This is a genomic window from Kitasatospora sp. NBC_01560 (genome assembly GCF_045208415.1).
Taxonomy (GTDB): Bacteria; Actinomycetota; Actinomycetes; order Streptomycetales; family Streptomycetaceae; genus Kitasatospora.
In genome coordinates, this window is the sequence record NZ_CP109364.1 from 3,118,174 (window position 1) to 3,136,317 (window position 18,144).

7 protein-coding genes are annotated in these 18,144 nt (G+C 72.3%); 2 read left to right on the forward strand and 5 right to left on the reverse strand.

The window, feature by feature from the left end; translation table 11 throughout:
- Positions 1 to 73 precede the first annotated feature (73 nt).
- Positions 74 to 2,404, reverse strand: a complete 2,331-nt coding sequence (locus OH807_RS13380; RefSeq protein ID WP_406197994.1) for a M4 family metallopeptidase — start codon at positions 2,402 to 2,404, stop codon at positions 74 to 76.
- 736 nt (positions 2,405 to 3,140) lie between these two features.
- Entirely contained in the window at positions 3,141 to 8,699 is a 5,559-nt protein-coding gene (gene pulA / locus OH807_RS13385) for a pullulanase-type alpha-1,6-glucosidase (protein WP_406197996.1), read from the reverse strand.
- A 318-nt stretch (positions 8,700 to 9,017) separates the two neighbouring features.
- Here pulA and OH807_RS13390 point away from each other — a divergent pair, with 318 nt between their 5' ends.
- Positions 9,018 to 9,983 (forward strand): phosphatase PAP2 family protein, encoded by a 966-nt coding sequence (locus OH807_RS13390; RefSeq protein WP_406198000.1) that lies wholly within the window; start codon positions 9,018 to 9,020, stop codon positions 9,981 to 9,983.
- Positions 9,984 to 10,049: 66 nt separating this feature from the next.
- Here OH807_RS13390 and OH807_RS13395 read toward each other — a convergent pair whose 3' ends face one another.
- The 3 genes from OH807_RS13395 to OH807_RS13405 all read right to left on the reverse strand — a co-directional run bounded on the left by OH807_RS13395 (position 10,050) and on the right by OH807_RS13405 (position 16,239).
- Positions 10,050 to 13,073, reverse strand: a complete 3,024-nt coding sequence (locus tag OH807_RS13395) for a bifunctional [glutamine synthetase] adenylyltransferase/[glutamine synthetase]-adenylyl-L-tyrosine phosphorylase (RefSeq protein WP_406198003.1) — start codon at positions 13,071 to 13,073, stop codon at positions 10,050 to 10,052.
- Positions 13,074 to 13,376: 303 nt separating this feature from the next.
- The gene (locus tag OH807_RS13400; RefSeq protein ID WP_406198005.1) at positions 13,377 to 14,648 is read right to left on the reverse strand and encodes a hypothetical protein; all 1,272 of its coding nucleotides are present in this window, start codon (positions 14,646 to 14,648) and stop codon (positions 13,377 to 13,379) included.
- A 229-nt stretch (positions 14,649 to 14,877) separates the two neighbouring features.
- The gene (locus OH807_RS13405; protein ID WP_406198008.1) at positions 14,878 to 16,239 is read right to left on the reverse strand and encodes a glutamine synthetase family protein; all 1,362 of its coding nucleotides are present in this window, start codon (positions 16,237 to 16,239) and stop codon (positions 14,878 to 14,880) included.
- Between the two features lie 150 nt (positions 16,240 to 16,389).
- On the opposite strand from OH807_RS13405, the gene OH807_RS13410 reads away from it, so the two are divergent.
- Complete coding sequence (locus tag OH807_RS13410) at positions 16,390 to 18,144, forward strand: NAD+ synthase (protein ID WP_406198011.1); 1,755 nt, start codon at positions 16,390 to 16,392, stop codon at positions 18,142 to 18,144.

Consider the following 18,144-nt stretch of genomic DNA (forward strand, 5'->3'; position numbering starts at 1 on the left):
CGCAGGGCCCGGCAGCCGTGGCTGCCGGGCCCTGCTCCCTGTCTTACCTGGTCCTACTGACCGCCGGGGCGGGTCAGCTGGTCTGGATCGAGGTGTCGTCGATCACGAAGCTGGTCTGCAGCGAGGAGTCCTCGGTGCCGGCGAACTTCAGGGTGACCGTCTGGCCGGCGTAGGCCGAGAGGTCGAAGGTGCGGAGCTGGTAGCCGGCGGCCGCGTCCACGTTGGAGTAGGTCTTCAGCGCGGTGCCGTTGACCGTGACGGCCAGCTTGTCGTAGACCGTGGAGCCGGTCTCGGCGGTGTCGATGTGCAGGTAGAAGCTGAGCGAGGCCTTGCAGCCGGCCGGGATGCTGACGGTCTGCGAGAGGTTGTCCGAGTGGGTGGAGCCGTAGCCGTTCAGCCAGGACTTCCAGGTGCCGCCGTGCGCGGCCTGGGAGGCGCTGTTGTCGACGACGCCGCTGGTGGCCGTCCACGGGGCGGCGGTGCCGGTCTCGAAGCCCGCGTTGCCGAGCAGCTGGGCCGGGGTGCAGCTGCCGCCGCCGCCCGAGACGGTCCAGGTGAAGCTCGCCGTGCCGGTCTTGTTGGCGGCGTCCGTCGCGGTGACGGTCACGTTGTACGTGCCGGCCGTGGTCGCGGTGCCGGTGATCTTGCCGGCGGAGCTGATCGACAGGCCGGTCGGCAGGCCGGTGGCCGTGAAGGTCAGCGGAGCCGTGCCACCGCTCGCCGCGATCTGCAGGTTGACCGCACCGTTCAGCGCGGTGCTCTGGTTGCCCGGGCTGGTGACGGTGACGCCACCCGGGTTCGGGGCGGTGCCCACGTTGACGCCGGCCCAGGCGGTGCTGACCGCGGTGAGCTCGGCGCTGCCCGCGCCGTACAGGTCGGTGGCCGCCTTCTCCGTCGCGGTGCGCGCCGCGGCGTAGTTGGTGGTGGAGGTCATGTAGGTGGTCAGCGCGCGGTACCAGACCGCGGCGGCCTTGTCCCGGCCGATGCCCGTGACGGTGATGTTGCCCTGGGTCGGCGAGTTGTAGCTGACGCCGTTGATGACCTTCGCGCCGCTGCCCTCGGACAGCAGGTAGAAGAAGTGGTTGGCGACGCCGGACGAGTAGTGGACGTCCTTGTTGCCGACGGTGGAGGACCAGTAGTCGGCGGAGCCGCCGTCCTTGGACGGCTTGTCCATGTAGCGCAGCGGGGTGCCGTTCCCGTTGATGTCGATCAACTCGCCGATGAGGTAGTCGGGGTTGTCGGTCGGGATGTTGGCGTAGAACTCGACCATGGTGCCGAAGATGTCCGAGGTCGCCTCGTTCAGGCCACCGGACTCACCCGAGTAGTCCAGGTTCGCGGTGGCCGCGGTGACGCCGTGGCTCATCTCGTGGCCCGCGACGTCGAGCTCGGTCAGCGGGTGGGTGTTGCTCGCGCCGTCGCCGTACGTCATGCAGAAGCAGGAGTCGTCCCAGAACGCGTTCACGTAGTTGTTGCCGTAGTGGACGCGGCTGTAGGCGCCGACACCGTCGTTGCGGATGCCGTTGCGGCCGAAGGTGTTCTTGTAGTAGTCCCAGGTGGCCGAGACGCCGAAGTGGGCGTCGACCGCGGCGGACTCGCCGTTGGCGACGGTGCCGTCGCCCCAGGTGTCGGTCGACTTGCTGTAGAGGGTGCCGGTGCCGGAGGTCCCGTGGTTCAGGTTGGTGGTGTACATCCCACCGCGGGTGGCGTCCTTCAGCTGGTACGTCGAGCCGGACTGCGTGGTGCCGACGGTGACGTTGCCGACGAAGACGCCCTTGCCGGTGCCGGTCTGGATGCCCTCGAACTTCTGGATGACCTGGCCGCTGGTCGCGTCGGTGACGACGTGCAGCTTGCTCGGCGTGCCGTCCTCGCCGGTGGAGGAGACGACGGTCTCCCAGGCGAGCCGGGGGCTGTTGTCCGCGGCCCAGACCACCAGGCGGGGCGCGGCCTCCAGCGAGGTGCCGGACTCGGCGGCCAGCGCGGCCGACTGCGCGGCCGGTGCGGCCAGCTTCGGCGTGGTGCTCACACCGGTCAGCGGCGCGGTGCTGGCGCGGTCCACACCCTTGGTCGCGCCGGTGGCGGCCTGGTGCACGACCAGGTCGCCACCGAGGACGGGCAGGCCGTTGAGGGTCCGCTCGTACCGCAGGTGACGGGTGCCGTCGGCGTCCTGGATGACGTCCTTGGTGACCAGCTTCTCCTCGCTGCCCAGGCCCAAGGTCTGGGCGAGGGTGGCGGTCTGCTGGTTCGCGGAGGAGATCAGCTGTGCGCGGTCCGCCTGCTGGGCGGCGACGGCAGCCGGCGCGTCGGGGGTGGCCGCCTGCGCGATGACCGGGATGCCGGTCACCAGCAGGGCGGTGGAAGCGGCCATGACAACCGCTGCCTTCCGGGCCTGGGTGTAGCGGGACATGCGGACTCCTTTTCCGACCGGCGCGGGGTTCGCGAACGGTGGAGAGAACCTGGCCGCAGGGTTGCGGCTCAGTGGGGGCCCCCGCCGCCGGTGCGCGGCGCGGGTGCGGTTGCGGAGCAGGGTGGAACACTTACCGGCAGGGGGATGCGCTGTTCCTGACCTGGGGCAGCTGCACCGGGGGGTGGGGTCCCCTCGTCTGCAGCCGGGGGAATCGTGGCAGCAAACGAGTCGTGAATGACAGATGCATGCCACTGATTGGCCGATTAGCGACCGAAACCGTATACCGGTAGGCCCTTTGACTGTGTTACAGGCGCAGGAACTAGTGGCGACCGTTTTCATGTTCACCGAACGGTTCGGCCACCCCCGGCGGGCACTGACCAGTGCACGGGACGGCCGTCGCCACCGGGCGGCGGGCGGCGGCGCCGTCCGGAGGCGGCACCTCACTGTTCCGGCCGTGCCAACAACGGTTTTCGGCCAGTCATTGTCCGAGTGGGAACCCTCCGGCGGGGGCATGCACAACCGGACGCCGGCGGACGGCCGCAGCCCGTCCGCGGCGCCGTGCGCGACACCGGCCGCAGCGCCGTGCGCAGCGGCCGCGCCGGCCCGGGAACACCGAGGGCCCCGCACCGCCGGGCAGGCGGTACGGGGCCCCTTTCCGGCCGGTACGGGTGCCCGGCCGAAGAGGTGTCCCGCCGGGACGGGTGTCCGGCCGGAACAGGCGCCCGGCCGGTACGGGTCAGCGCTGGACGAACACCGCCACCGTGCGGCCCGGCACGGTGAACGTGCCGGTCGCCGCGTCGAATCCGGACTGCCGGACCACCTGGTCGGTCCCGCCCGTCTGGACGGGGTGCAGCGCCTGGGCCGTCCCCTTCAGCCCGGCCACGGTCTGCCCCTGCGCGGTGGGCGTGGCGTTGAACACCACGGTGACACCCTTCTCCGCGCCGGCCAGCCCGGTGCCGTCCAGGTGCAGTGTGATCACCCCGGGCGTCTCACCGGCGGTGCCGGAGAGCGGGTAGGAGAGCCGCTGCTGCACGGCGGCCAGGGTCGGCAGCGCGAACAGCGGCGAGCCCTGCTTGATCCGCAGGAACTGCTGGTACTGCGCGCTCGTCGCGGCGATGTCGGCCGCGCCCACGGTCAGCCGCGGGTCGGCCAGCAGGGACTTGGCGGTCGGCCACATCTCCTTGTTGTCGGCCGCCGGCGGCAGGCCCCGGCCCCAGCCGTTGCCCTGCGAAGGGTCCCAGTGGATCGCGTTGAACCAGTCACCGGAGTCGTAGGAGTTGGCGTCCAGCGACTTGGAGCGCAGCAGGTCGCTGCCGGCCTGGGCGAAGCCCGGGCCCTGGGTCAGCGCGGTCAACGAGAGCGCCAACGCCTGCATCCGGGCCCGGTCGGCCGGTGCGGTGCCGGCCGGCAGCTTGTACGCCAGCGCGTCGAACAGGTCGGCGTTGTCGTGCGCGTCCACGTACTCCACCGACTCGCCGGGCTTCGCCGCGTAGCCGGTCGGGGCGCCGTTGTAGTCGACTCCCGCGCCGGTGACGGTCCTTCCGGTGCTGTCGGTGAAGGTGTAGCCGGCCAGGTTGCCGGTGAGCGCCACCTTCAGCTGGTCCATCTGCTTGAGCAGCCGGGCCTTCTGCTCCGCCGGGGTGCCGTTCGCGGGCGAGCCGTTCGGGTCGGTGAACAGGCCCGAGGCGAAGCCCTGTTGCGGGGCGGAGGAGAGCTGGAAGTTGCCGCCGCGGGCGGCGTCCCGGATCCGGTCGTCGAAGGTGGCGATGCCCGTGCCGGCCATGTTCAGCTGGGTGGCCTGCTGGAACCGGGCGTTGTCGGCGACGGCGCCGAAGTTCCAGCCCTCGCCGTAGAGGAAGACGTTCTTCCCGTCGACACCGTCCGAGTCCGGTGTCATCCTGCGCAGAGCGGCCTGGACGTCCAGCATGGTGGACTTCGGGTCCAGCCCCATCAGGTCGAAACGGAAGCCGTCCACCTTGTACTCACGGGCCCAGGTGGTCACCGAGTCCACCACCAGGCGGTTCATCATGGCGTGCTCGGGCGCGGTGTCCGCGCAGCAACTGTCGGTGGTCACCTTGCCGTTGGCGTCGAGGCGCTGGTAGTACCCGGGGACGACCCGGTCCAGCACCGAGTGCTCGGCCTGCCCGGCGGCCGCCGTGTGGTTGTAGACCACGTCCAGCACCACCCGCAGTCCGGCCGCGTGGATCGCCTGCACCATCTGCCGGAACTGCACCGTCCGCGCGGTGCCCCCGGGGTCGGTGGCGTACGAGCCCTCCGGCACGTTGTAGTGCAGCGGGTCGTAACCCCAGTTGTAGGCGTCCTCGGCGGCCACGGCGGCCACGCACTCCTGCTGCTTCTCACCGTCCGCCGCGAGGGCCTTGAGATCGCAGGCGGGCAGTTTCTGCTCGGCCCGGTTCTCCCGGACGGTGGCGATGTCGAAGGTCGGCAGCAGGTGCACGGTGGTCACGCCGGCCGAGGCCAGCTCGCGCAGGTGCCGCATCCCGGCCGACTGCGACTCGGTGAAGGCCAGGTAGGTGCCGCGTTCGGCGGCCGGCACGGTGGTGTCCTCGACCGAGAAGTCGCGGACGTGCAGCTCCTGGATCTGCTGCTGCGCGGGCGGCACGGCCTTCGGGACGGTGTGGTTCTCCCAGCCCGCCGGCTTGAGCGCCGGGGTGGCGAGGTCGGCGACCAGGCTGCGGGTCGAATCGGCGGAGAGGGCGACCGAGTACGGGTCGGTGACGGTGTTGACCACCGTCTGCCGCACGGACGGCGCCCAGACCTTCACCTGGTACAGGTAGTACTTGCCGTCCAGCTCGGCCTTGTCCCGGACGAGTTCCCAGACCCCGGTCTCCTCGTCCGGTTTCAGCGGCACCGTCCTCGGGGTGCCGCCGGCCGGGCCGTCGAAGAGCTGGACGGAGACCTCCTGCGCGGTGGGCGCCCAGACCGAGAGCGCCACCTTGCCGTTGTAGTAGGCCGGGCCGAAGTCCACCCGGCCGGTGCGGCGCGCGTACAGGTCGTCCAGCACGCCCGGGATCTGCACCCCGGTGGCGGCCAGGGCCGCACCGCTCGGCAGGTGTTCGGTGAAGAGCAGCTGGCTGCGGAGCGCGGCGGGGATCCGGGCGGCGTCCCGGGGGTCCACGGTGAAGGCCCGGTAGCCCGCGAGGTGCGGGAACGCGGCCTTCTGGGCGTCGGTCAGGCCGCCGGGTGCGGGGGTGAGCCGGATCCACCGGCCGGGGCCGCTCAGCACGCCCCGGTCGGCGGTGATGCCGCCCGCCGGGTCGTACACCAGCTGGGCGCTGGTCCCGCCGGCCAGGCCCGCGTCGCCCGCGCCGTAGCCGGCGGGGACGACCACCGTCCGGGCGTCGATCCACTGGGCCTTGGCCGAGCCGAGGTCCAGCTGGGAGGCGGCGGCGCTGCTCTGCGGCAGCAGGTAGCCCTCGCGGCCGCCGAGGATCCAGACCTCGCGGCCGTTGACGGCGAGGTCCAGCGACTGGTCGGTGGGAAGGTCCTTGTCGTTCCCCTTGTGCAGGATGTAGCTGAGGCTGGTCGCGCCGGGCGCGAGCGGCACCTCGAAGACGGCGCCGAAGGCGTCGCGGCGTACCGGCTGTAGCGGGTTGCCCCAGTCGGTGGGGGTGGCGGCGCCGGTCCAGTCGTGCAGGCCCCAGCCGTCGTAGTCGCCGTCGGCCCGGTTGTAGTGGATCACCGCGGTGTTGGCGGGCTGGGTGTTGACCGGCCCGGGGTTGGCGGTGCGGACGGCCGGGTCGCCCTCCGTGAGCCAGACCTCGCCGCCGGCGCCGACGTCGAGGTGCCGGTCGGCGTCGACGTCCTTGACGCCGTCCTTCTCCACGACGAAACCGACGTCGGAGGCGCCGGGCTTGAGCTTCACGTAGGCGAAGGCGCCGTAGGCGTCCCGGCCGGTGAACCCGTGGCCGGCCGGCCACGGGGTGGCCTCGCCGTCGGCGAGGTCTCCCCAGGCGTAGAGGTTCCAGCCGTCGTAGTCGCCATTGCGGCGCTGGTAGTGCACGACGGCGTACGGGCGGGCGGTGGCGCTGGGCACCGGCTTCGGCGCGGGGGTACCGGTGGTGAAGGAGCCGGTGACGGAGCGCAGGTGGCCGCTGGAGTCCTGGACGACGGCCTTGTAGCGGACGACCGTGCCGGGGGCGACGCCGCCGAGATCCTGGGTGGCCGCGTACGTCCCGGTGTCGGCGGTGCCCAGGGTCTGCCAGGGTCCGTTCCCGGTCTGCGCCGCGAAGGTGACCCGGTCGAAGCCGCCGCCGTCGACGTCGGCGCCGACGGTCACGGTGCCGGACGAGCCGTCGGCGGGTGTGCGGAGCGCGATCCGCGGCGCCGCCGCGACCGGGGCGAGCTTCGTACCCGCCTTGAGGACGACGGAGGACAGCGCCGGCACGGTGACGGTGACCTTGCGGTCCGCGCCACTGGTCAGCCGCTCCCCCGCCGCCGGGTAGATCCGGTCGAAGCCCTGGCCGGCCGAGAAGGTGTCCAGGGTGACGGCCTTCGCCTCGGTCGCGTTGTTGACCGCGACCAGGTACTCGACCTGCTGGGCGGCGTCGATCCGGGAGAACGCGTACACGCCCGGGCCGTCCGCCGCGTACCGCTGGATCTGGGCGCCGTCGGCGAGCGCCGGGTGGTCGCGGCGGAGCTGGGCCAGCCCGGCGATGCCTTGGTAGAGCTCGCCGGTCCGCCCGTAGCGGTCGGCGGAGCCGGCGGAGCCGCCGAGCACCCGGTCGCTGTTGTAGGACGGGGTCTGCGAGGCGAAGAGGTCCTGCCGGGCGTCCTTGTCGCCGCCCGCGCCGGTGAAGCCCTGCTCGTCGCCGTAGTAGACGACGGGCTGGCCGCGGGTGAGGAACTGCAGCTCGCTGCCGAGCCGGTCCTTCTTCAGCAGGGTGGCCTCGTCGGCGCCCGGGTTGTCGCTCAGCAGGAAGGAGCCGAACCGGCCCATGTCGTGGTTGCCGAGGAAGGTCGGCAGCTCGTAGGCGTCGGTGTCGGCGGTGGTGTAGCGGTAGTCCTGCCCGTACACGTCGGCGAGGTTCCGGGCCGAGCCGCCCTGCGAGACGTAGGAGCGGGCGGCGTTCTGGAACGGGAAGTCGAGGGTGGCCTGGAGCCTGCCCTTGGTGACGTAGGGCGAGGTGACCGCCGGGTCGCCGGAGTAGACCTCGCCGAACATGAAGAACTTCTTGTTCCCCTGCTTGGCGGCGAAGTCCTTGAGCGCCGGGGCCCACTGCTGCCAGAAGGCCATGTTGACGTGCTTGACGGTGTCGATCCGGAAGCCGTCCACGCCGGCGTCCTTCACCCACTGCTGGTAGACCTTCTCGAAGCCCTTCTCCACCCGGGGGTTCTGGGTGTCGAGGTCGTCCAGGCCGGAGAAGTCGCCCTCGGTCGCGGACTCGCCGACAAAGGTGGAGTCCCCCCGGTTGTGGTAGAGCGAGGGGTCGTTGAGCCAGGACGGGGTCTTGGCGGTGGCGTCGGCCGGGTTGCGGAACACCGGGCTGTACGGGAACGAGTCCTTGGTCAGCTTCGGCCAGGCCGGCGTCGGGGTCGGGGTCGGGCCCGGCGCCGGGGCCTGGCCGGTGGCCGCGAGGGCGTCGGCCACGGCGGTCTCGTCGACCGGGCGGCCGTCGGCGTCCAGCACCGGGTAGGCACCGGTGGAGCGGTAGCCGTACTGCTGCTGCTGGTAGTCGATGACGTCGGCGGTGTGGTTGGTGATGACGTCGAAGAAGACCTTGATCCCGCGCTGGTGCGCCTTGGCTATCAGCTCCTTGAGCTGGTCGTTGGTGCCGAAGTGCGGGTCGACCTGGGTGAAGTCGGTGATCCAGTAGCCGTGGTAGCCGGCCGAGGCGCCCGCCGGGTCGCCCGCGCCCTGGACGGGCTTGTTCTTGAAGATCGGCGCCATCCAGATCGCGGTGGTGCCGAGGTCCTGGATGTAGTCGAGGCGCTGGATCAGGCCCGCGAGGTCGCCGCCGTGGTAGAAGCCCTTGTCGGCCGGGTCGAGGCCGTGGTCCAGCCTGCTGCCGGTGATCCCGCCGGTGTCGTTGGCGTGGTCACCGTTGGCGAAGCGGTCCGGCAGGACGAAGTAGAACTGCTCGCGGGTGAGGTCGTGCCGCCCGGCGGTGGCGGCGAGCGCGGCGTCCGAGGGCGGGGCGGGCGGGGCGGCGGCGAGGGCCGCGGGGGCGGCGCCGAGGGTCGCGGCGGTCAGCGAGGCGGCGAGCAGCACCGCCGTCCGACCGGGTCTGCGGGTACTGCTGCTCCGCCGGCGGCGGGGCGGGAGATCGGCCACGGAGGGCTCCCTGCGGGAAGGGGGTGATCGAGTTGCCAGGACGCTAGCGGGCTGCAATATGTTTCAGCAAGATGCAGAAACCGTTTCCTCCGGGGAAAATGCGCCTGTCGTACCGGTGCCCCGACCCCCGATTGCGCCGGTCGATCCGCTCGGCGTGAGAATGGGACGTATGTCCGTCCCACCGGTTCGCCCCAGACTCAGCCGCATCCCCTACCCCGGTGGGAGAGACCCCCTAGCCCTCAAGGGGGACAACCGGTGAAGAATCCACTTCCAGAGGATGAGCAGACGGCTACGGGACGTCTGGCAGACTTCTCGTCCATGGGGGAACCGACCGAGATCCAGCAGCCCGGTGCCGAGCACGCCGACGCGGCGCACGGTGGCGGTTCCGGAGCGGGCCAGGCCCACCGGGGCCGGATGCCCGACGGAGCCACCCGTGCCGCCCAGTCCCGCTCGGCCGCGCTGCGCAGCCGCATCCGCGACCAGCGCCGTTCACCGGCGCGGCCACGGATCTGGTTCGAGCTGGCCCTGATCGGGATCAGCTACTGGGTCTACTCCCTCGTGCGCAACGCCGTCCCCGAGCAGGAGGCGATAGCCCAGAAGCACGCGTCGTGGATCTGGGAGTTCGAGCAGAACATCGGCGTCGCCGTGGAGCGCTCGGTGAACCACACGGTCGACAAGGTCGGCTGGCTGATCACCGGGATGAACTACTACTACGCGACGCTGCACTTCATCGTCACCATCGGTGTCCTGGTCTGGCTCTACCGCCGCCACCCCGGGCGCTACAGCGCGGCCCGCACGGTGCTGTTCGTCACCACCGGCATCGCGCTGGTCGGCTTCTACTTCTTCCCGCTGGCCCCGCCCCGTCTGATGACCGACGGCGGATTCGTGGACACCGTGAAGGCCCACGGCACCTGGGGGTCGATGGCCTCCGGGCCGGCCACCCACGTGTCCAACCAGTTCGCGGCGATGCCCTCGATGCACATCGGCTGGTCGATGTGGTGCGGCCTGGCGATCTTCTTCCTGGCCCGCCGGACGTGGGTCCGCGTCCTCGGGCTGCTGTACCCGACGGCCACGCTGGTCGTGATCGTCTCGACCGCCAACCACTTCTGGATGGACGCCGTCGGCGGCGAGCTCTGCCTGCTGGTCGGCTTCCTCACCGCCCGGTGGATCTACCACGTCTGGCCCTACCGACTGCCCAGGGTGCCCGCCCGGGAGTCGGCGGAGGAGCCGGTCACCGTCCCCGAGCAGTGGAGCGAGCCGGCCGTCGGCGCCGGACGCCGCTGAGCACAGGCGACACCGGGAGGGCCCCGCGCGATGCGCGGGGCCCTCTCCGTCGTCGGCTGCCGGCCGTCAGCCGTAGAAGAGCCGCTCCACCACCGCCCGGGCCCGCCGGGTGGTGCGCCGGTAGTCGTCCACCAGCTCCCCGCTGTGCCCGGCCCCGTACCCGAGGTAGCGGGCCACCCCGGCCAGCTCCCGGGCATCCCCGGGGAAGCTGTCCCCCGGCCGGCCGCGCACCAGCATCACCGCGGACCGCACCCGTGAGGCGAGCACCCAGGCGGCGTCCAGCACCGCCGCGTCGTCCTCCTCGACCAGCCCGGCCCGCACCGCGGCCGCCAGAGCGGCCCTGGTCCGGGTGGTGCGCAGCTCCGGCAGCCGGTGCCCGTGCTGCAGCTGGAGCAGCTGGACGGTCCACTCGACGTCGGCCAGCCCGCCCCGCCCGATCTTGGTGTGGGTGGTCGCGTCGGCCCCGCGCGGCAGCCGCTCCGCCTCGATCCGGGCCTTGATCCGCCGGATCTCCACCACGTCCCGCTCCGCCACCCCGCTGCCCGGGTAGCGCAGCGGGTCGATCAGCTGCCGGAACCGCGCGCCCAGCTCCGCGTCCCCGGCCACCGGCTCGGCCCGCAGCAGCGCCTGGCTCTCCCAGGCGTGCGACCAGCGCCGGTAGTACGCCGTGTAGGACGCGAGGGTGCGCACCAGCGGGCCGTTGCGGCCCTCCGGGCGAAGGTCGGCGTCGACCTCCAGCGGCGGCTCGGTGGACGGCGCGGAGAGCAGCGTGCGCAGCTCGTGGCAGACCGCCTGGGCCGCCTTGGCCGCCTCCTGGTCCAGCGAGCCGAGCAGCGGCTCGTGGACGAAGAGCACGTCCGCGTCGGATCCGTAGCCGAGTTCGTGGCCGCCGAACCGGCCCATCGCGATCACCGCGATCCGGGTCGGCAGATCCCCGTTCCGGGCCTCCCAGCCGGCGATGCAGGCGCGCAGCGCGCCCTGCAGGGTGGCGGCGTTGATCGCGGTGAGCGCCTCGCCGCCGGCGTCCAGGGCCTCGGCGGGATCGTCACCGAGGCGGCCCAGCACGTCGGCGGCGGCCGTCCGGAAGAGCTCGCGGCGGCGCACCGAACGGGCCGCGGCGACCGCGGCGCCGGTGGAGTCGGCACGGCCGACGGCGGCCAGTATCTCCTGCTCCAGCCCGGCCCGGCCGCGCGGCACCAACCCCTGCGGATCGCCCAGCATGGCCACCGCCTCGGGAGCGCGCAGCAGCAGGTCGGGCGCGAGCCGCCCGGCCGACAGCACCCGGGCCAGCTGCTCCGCGGCAGCGCTCTCGTCACGCAGCAGCCGCAGGTACCAGGGGGTGCGGCCGAGCGCGTCGGAGACCTGGCGGAAGTTGAGCAGCCCCGCGTCCGGATCCGCGGAGTCGGCGAACCAGCCGAGCAGCACCGGCAGCAGGGTGCGCTGGATGGCCGCCTTGCGGCTGACGCCGGAGGCGAGCGCGGAGAGGTGGCGCAGCGCGGCGGCCGGGTCGGCGTAGCCGAGCGCCTCCAGCCGGGCCCGGGCCGCGTCCGGGCGCAGGCCGGCCGCACCGCTCGGCAGTTCGGCGACGGCGTCGAGCAGCGGCCGGTAGAACAGCTTCTCGTGCAGCCGGCGGACCTCCACCGCGTGCCGCTTCCACTCCCGCTGGAGGGCGGCGACCGGGTCGGCCCGGGTGTCGTCGTTGATCAGCGGGGCGAGCGAGCGGGCCAGCCGGCGCTGGTCCTCCTCGGCGGTCGGCATCAGGTGGGTGCGGCGCAGCCGGTGCAGCTGGATCCGGTGCTCCAGCGAGCGCAGGAACCGGTAGGCGGCGTCCAGCGAGGCGGCGTCGGCCCGGCCGACGTAGCCGCCGCGGGAGAGCGCGGCGAGCGCCTCCAGGGTGTTGCCGCTGCGCAGCGCCAGGTCGGTGCGGCCGTGCACGAGCTGGAGCAGCTGGACGGAGAACTCGACGTCGCGCAGCCCGCCGGGGCCGAGCTTGAGCTGGCGGTCCAGCTCGGTGGCCGGGATGGAGTCGACCACCCGGCGGCGCATCTGCTGCACGTCGGCGACGAAGTTGTCCCGGGTGGCGGCCTGCCAGACCATCGGCTCCAGCGCGGCCAGGTACGCGGTGCCCAGCTCGGCGTCCCCGGCGACCGGGCGGGCCTTGAGCAGGGCCTGGAACTCCCAGGTCTTGGCCCACCGCTGGTAGTACGCGACGTGGCTGGCGAGGGTGCGGACCAGCGGGCCGTTGCGGCCCTCCGGGCGCAGGTTGGCGTCGACCGGCCAGATGGTGCCCTCGCCGGTGGTGTCGGCGCAGAGCCGGGTGAGCGCGGCGGCCAGCCGGGTGGCGGCCTTGATCGCCTCGTGCTCGTCGACGCCCTCCCGCGCCTCGGCGACGAAGATCACGTCCACGTCGGAGACGTAGTTGAGCTCGCGCCCGCCGCACTTGCCCATGCCGATGACGGCGAGGCGGCAGGCGTCGGCGGCGGCCCGGTCCTCCTCGGAGGCGATGTCCAGGGCGGTCTGCAGGGTCGCGCCGGCCAGGTCGGCCAGCTCGGCGGCGGTCTGCGCGAGGTCGGTGGTACCGGTGAGGTCGCGGGCGGCGATGGCGAGCAGGCAGCGGCGGTAGGCGACCCGCAGCGCGTCCGCCGGGCTGACCGCGTCGTCCGCCCGGACGCCCTGCTGGAGCGCGCGCAGGAAGTCCTCCGGGCCGGGGTGCATGTCGCGCAGCTCGAAGGTGACCAGGGCGTGCCAGTCGTGCGGGTGCCGGGCCAGGTGGTCGGCGAGCGCGGTGGACGCGCCGAGGACGCCGAGGAGCCGGTCGCGCAGCGGCTTGGAGGTGGTGAGGGTGTCGCGCAGGGTGTGCCGGTCCGGCTCGTCGGCGGCCTCCAGCAGGCGGGCGAGCCCGAGCAGGGCGAGGTCGGGGTCGGCGGTGGCGCCGAGCGCGTCCAGCAGGACGGGGTCGTCGGCCAGCTGTTCCAGACCCGGTCCGGCGAGCAGCCGAACGGCCTGGGCCGGATCGGTGAACCCGCGCCGGACCAGCCTGATCTCCGGCCGGCTCACCCGGCTCCCTGCTCGCTGCTCCTCCACCGCCATGGCCCCTCCATCCGCCCGCTCAGCAGGTTACGCGCCCTCACGGCGCCGCGCCGGGCAGGATCGCGGACCGGACCCGCCCGGTCCGGGATCAGCCGGTGGACCGGGCGGAATCAGGTCGAACGGCGGGGGTACCCCGTACCGGCGGGCGGCCACCGCGGGATCGGGAACGCCGGGCGCCCGGCGAGCTCGATCCCGCGGGACGGCAAACGTCCCGGCCGCTGGACGGCCGGGACGGCACCCCCGGGTGGCCACGCGGTGCGACCCGGCACCCGGGACACCCGTCACCCCCGGGGGACGGACCGGTCATGCGCGGCGTCGGCTGAGCCGCATCACCGCCACACCCGCCGCGAGGAACGCGGCCGAGAGACCGAGCAGGATCGGCGTCCCCTCGTTGCCCGTCTCGGCCAGCTCCCCGTGGTGCTGGCTGCCGGACGCGTGCTCCTGGCCCGCACCGTGGTGCTGGTAGCCGGACCCGTGCTCCCCGCCCCCACTCTGGTGCGGGCCCTTCCCCTCGTACTCGTGCCCGCCGTGGTGGGCCGGCTTCTCCGGCGTCCGCTCCTTCGCGACGAGCGAGACCTTGCCCAGGTTCTTCGAGATCTGGTGGTTGGCCTGGTGGGCGGCCTGGTTCTGCTGGTTGGACAGGTTGTTGGTCTGCGCGGCCGACTGGTTGTTCTGCGCCGAGTTCTGCGCGCTGTTCTGCGCGGAGTTGTTCGAGTTGCTGGTCGCGCTGTTGTTCGCGCTGTTGTTGAGGTTGTTGGAGACGCTGTTCTGCACGATGACGGTGACGTTGACGTGCTGGTCCTGCCCCTGGGTCTGCTCGCCGCTCTGGCCCTGACCCTGGCTCTGCTGGCTGCTCTGACCCTGACCCTGGCCCTGGCCCTGGTTCTGCTCGTTGCTCTGGCCCTGCCCCTGCCCCTGCCCCTGCCCCTGCCCCTGGCCCTGGCCCTGCCCCGGACCGCCGTGGTCGCCGTGGTCGCCGTGGTCGCCGTGACCCTCGTGCCCGCCGTGGTCACCATGGCCCTCGTGCCCGCCGTGACCCTCGTGCCCACCGTGGTCACCATGGCCCTCGTGCCCACCGTGACCCTCGTGCCCACCGTGCCCGTCCTCCTCGCAGGGCTCGTCGTGGCCGGCCGGCTTCCCCTCGGGGTGCGCGCCCGCCGGCGGCTGGGCGCCGGGCTGACCGCGCTCGGGGGCGACCTCACCCGGCTGGACCGACTCGCCCTGCACGGCGGCATCGGCATCGGCGTCGATCCGCTCCTCGTCCGACGCCCGGCTGTCGGCCACGGCCATGGCCACGGTGTCGGCGTCGAGGTCGGTGTCGGTCCGCTGGGCCGGGCGGACGGGACCCGAGTAGAGGGTGCTGCGGCCGGTGAAGCTCCAGGCGCCGTCGGCGGAGCTGTTGTCCTCCTCGGCCAGCCGGAGGAGGCTGTCGACCCATTCGCCCTGGGCCTCCGCCGATTCGACGGTCGCGCCGTGATCGATGAGGGGCGAGGCGTGGGCCGTGCAGGCCGGGCCCCACACGAGAGCGGCCGAGGCCAGTCCGGACACGACCAGGGTGGTGATTCGAGTACGCATGACACTCCAGGATGATCCGCAAAACGGATCTTCTGAATACGCCCCTTCGCCACCCGGCCCCGGTTCGCACCGCTGCAGGTTAACCGCATTGGCCCAACGAATTAGCGTGCGCGGAGGACGCCGGCCGAGCCGGCCGCCCCACCCCCTCGCCAGCAGCCCCCGGGCCGCACGGAGAACGAAGCGGGCCCGCCCCCGATCGGAGCAGGCCCACTCGCACGTTGATGATCCGTCAGAGCACCTGGAGGTTCTTCCGCAGCTCGAAGGGGGTGACCTCGGAGCGGTACTCCTCCCACTCCTGGCGCTTGTTGCGGAGGAAGAAGTCGAACACGTGCTCGCCGAGGGTCTCGGCGACGAGCTCGCTGCGCTGCATCAGGTCGATGGCCTCGCCGAGGTTCTGCGGCATCGGCTGGATGCCGAGGGCGCGGCGCTCGGAGTCGCTCAGCGCCCAGACGTCGTCGTCGGCACCGGGCGGCAGTTCGAGGCCCTCCTCGATGCCCTTGAGGCCGGCGGCCAGGGTGACGGCGTACGCGAGGTACGGGTTGCAGCCGGTGTCGAGGGAGCGGACCTCGATCCGGGTGGAGCCCTGCTTGCCCGGCTTGTACATCGGGACGCGGATCAGCGCGGAGCGGTTGTTGTGGCCCCAGCAGATGTACGAGGGGGCCTCGCCGCCGGCGCCCGCGGTGCGCTGCGAGCCGCCCCAGATCCGCTTGTACGAGTTGACCCACTGGTTGGTGACGGCGGCGGTCTCCGCGGCGTACTTCAGCAGGCCGGCGATGAAGGAGCGGCCGACCTTGGAGAGCTGGTACTCGGCGCCGGACTCGTGGAAGGCGTTGCGGTCGCCCTCGAAGAGCGAGAGGTGGGTGTGCATGCCCGAGCCGGGGTGGTCGGAGAACGGCTTCGGCATGAAGGTGGCGTACACGCCCTGCTCCAGCGCGACCTCCTTCATGACCAGGCGGAAGGTCATGATGTTGTCGGCGGTGGAGAGCGCGTCGGCGTACCGCAGGTCGATCTCCTGCTGGCCGGGGGCGCCCTCGTGGTGGGAGAACTCCACCGAGATGCCCATCGACTCCAGCATGGTGATCGCCTGGCGGCGGAAGTCGTGGCCCACCCCGCGCGGGGTGTGGTCGAAGTAGCCGGACTGGTCGGCGGGGATCGGCGCGGTGCCGTCGCCGGGCAGGTTCTTCAGCAGGAAGAACTCGATCTCGGGGTGGGTGTAGAAGGTGAAGCCGAGTTCGGAGGCCCGCTCCAGGGTGCGCTTCAGCACGAACCGCGGGTCGGCGAAGGAGGGCGAGCCGTCCGGCATCAGGATGTCGCAGAACATCCGGGCCGTCCCGGGCGTCTCCGAGCGCCAGGGCAGGATCTGGAAGGTGGTCGGGTCCGGCTTCGCGATCATGTCGGACTCGTAGACCCGGGCGAAGCCCTCGATCGCCGAGCCGTCGAAGCCGATGCCCTCCTCGAAGGCCTGCTCCAGCTCGGCCGGCGCGACCGCGACCGACTTCAGGAACCCGAGCACGTCGGTGAACCACAGCCGGACGAAACGGATGTCACGCTCTTCGAGCGTCCGAAGCACGAACTCCTGCTGCTTGCCCATGGGGACAGTCTCACCTCTGCTCTTTACGTTCGTGTTACGCCCGGAAACCACCCGAAAGCGACTGACCCCATCATGGCGGATCACCGGCGCCGTGGGCAGTGGCGACCCCCGGCCGAGACATTGCGTCAGATGGACGATAAACTCCGGGGCATGCCCAATCTCCGTCTCGCCCTGAGCCAGACCGACCCCTGGGTCGGTGACATCGCACGCAACAGCGATGAGGTGGTGCACTGGACCAAGCGGGCGGCCGAGGCCGGCGCCCAGCTGGTCGCGTTCCCCGAGATGGCCCTGACCGGGTACCCGGTCGAGGACCTCGCCCTGCGCCGCTCCTTCGTCGAGGCCTCGCGGTCCGCGCTGGTCGAGCTGGCCGGCCGGCTGGCCGCCGAGGGGCTGGGCGAGCTGCCGGTGGTGGTCGGCTACCTCGGCCGCTCCGAGCACGCCTCGCCGCGGTTCGGCCGCCCGGCCGGGTCCCCGCAGAACTGCGCCGCCGTGCTGCACCGGGGCGAGGTGGTGACCCGGTTCGCCAAGCACCACCTGCCCAACTACGGCGTGTTCGACGAGTACCGCTGGTTCGTCCCGGGCGACCAGCTGCCGGTGCTGCGGCTGCACGGGGTCGACGTCGCGCTGGCGATCTGCGAGGACATCTGGCAGGACGGCGGCCGGGTGACCGCCGCCCGCGAGGCCGAGGCCGGCCTGCTGCTGGTGATCAACGGCTCGCCGTACGAGCGGAACAAGGACGACGCCCGGCTGGAGCTGGTGCAGCGCCGCGCCGCCGAGGCGGGCTGCCCGCTCGCGTACGTGAACATGGTCGGCGCCCAGGACGAGCTGGTCTTCGACGGCGACTCGATCGTGGTCGGCACGGACGGCGAGGTGCTGGGCCGGTCGCCGCAGTTCGAGGAGCACCTGCTCGTCCTGGACCTGGAGCTGCCCGCCGCGAGCAGCGACCACACCGACGGCCTGCTGCTCAGCGACGGGCTGCAGCTGGTCCGCACCGAACTGGGCGGCGAGCCGCAGGAGGCGCCCGCCGAACCGGTGCGGGCCGAGGTCGCGCCGCGGGTCTCGGACGAGGCCGAGATCTGGGCCGCGCTGGTCTCCGGCACCCAGGCGTACGTGCGCAAGAACGGCTTCCGCTCGGTGCTGATCGGCCTCTCCGGCGGCATCGACTCGGCCCTGGTGGCGGCCATCGCGGTGGACGCGATCGGCGCGGAGAACGTGTACTGCGTCTCGATGCCGAGCCGGTACTCCTCGGACCACTCGAAGGACGACGCGGCCGAGCTGGCCCGCCGCACCGGGCTGCACTTCCGGACGGTGTCGATCGCCCCGATGTTCGACGCCTACCTGGCGGCCACCGAGCTGACCGGCCTGGCCGAGGAGAACCTGCAGTCGCGGCTGCGCGGCACGCTGCTGATGGCGATCTCCAACCAGGAGGGGCACATCGTGCTCGCGCCCGGCAACAAGAGCGAGCTGGCGGTCGGCTACTCCACCCTGTACGGCGACTCGGTGGGCGCGTTCGGCCCGATCAAGGACGTCTACAAGTCGCTGATCTTCCGGCTGGCCCGCTGGCGCAACGAGGAGGCCGAGCGGCGCGGCGAGGTGCCCCCGATCCCCGGGAACACCATCAGCAAGCCGCCGTCCGCCGAGCTGCGGCCGGACCAGAAGGACACCGACTCGCTGCCCGACTACGACCTGCTGGACACCGTGCTCGACCTCTACGTCGAGGGTGACCAGGGCCGGGACGCGATCGTGGCGGCCGGCTTCGACCCGGCCGTGGTGGACCGGGTCGTCCGGCTGGTCGACGGCGCCGAGTACAAGCGGCGGCAGTACCCGCCGGGCCCGAAGATCTCGGTCAAGGGCTTCGGCCGGGACCGCCGCCTCCCGATCACCAACCGGTGGCGCCAGGGCTGA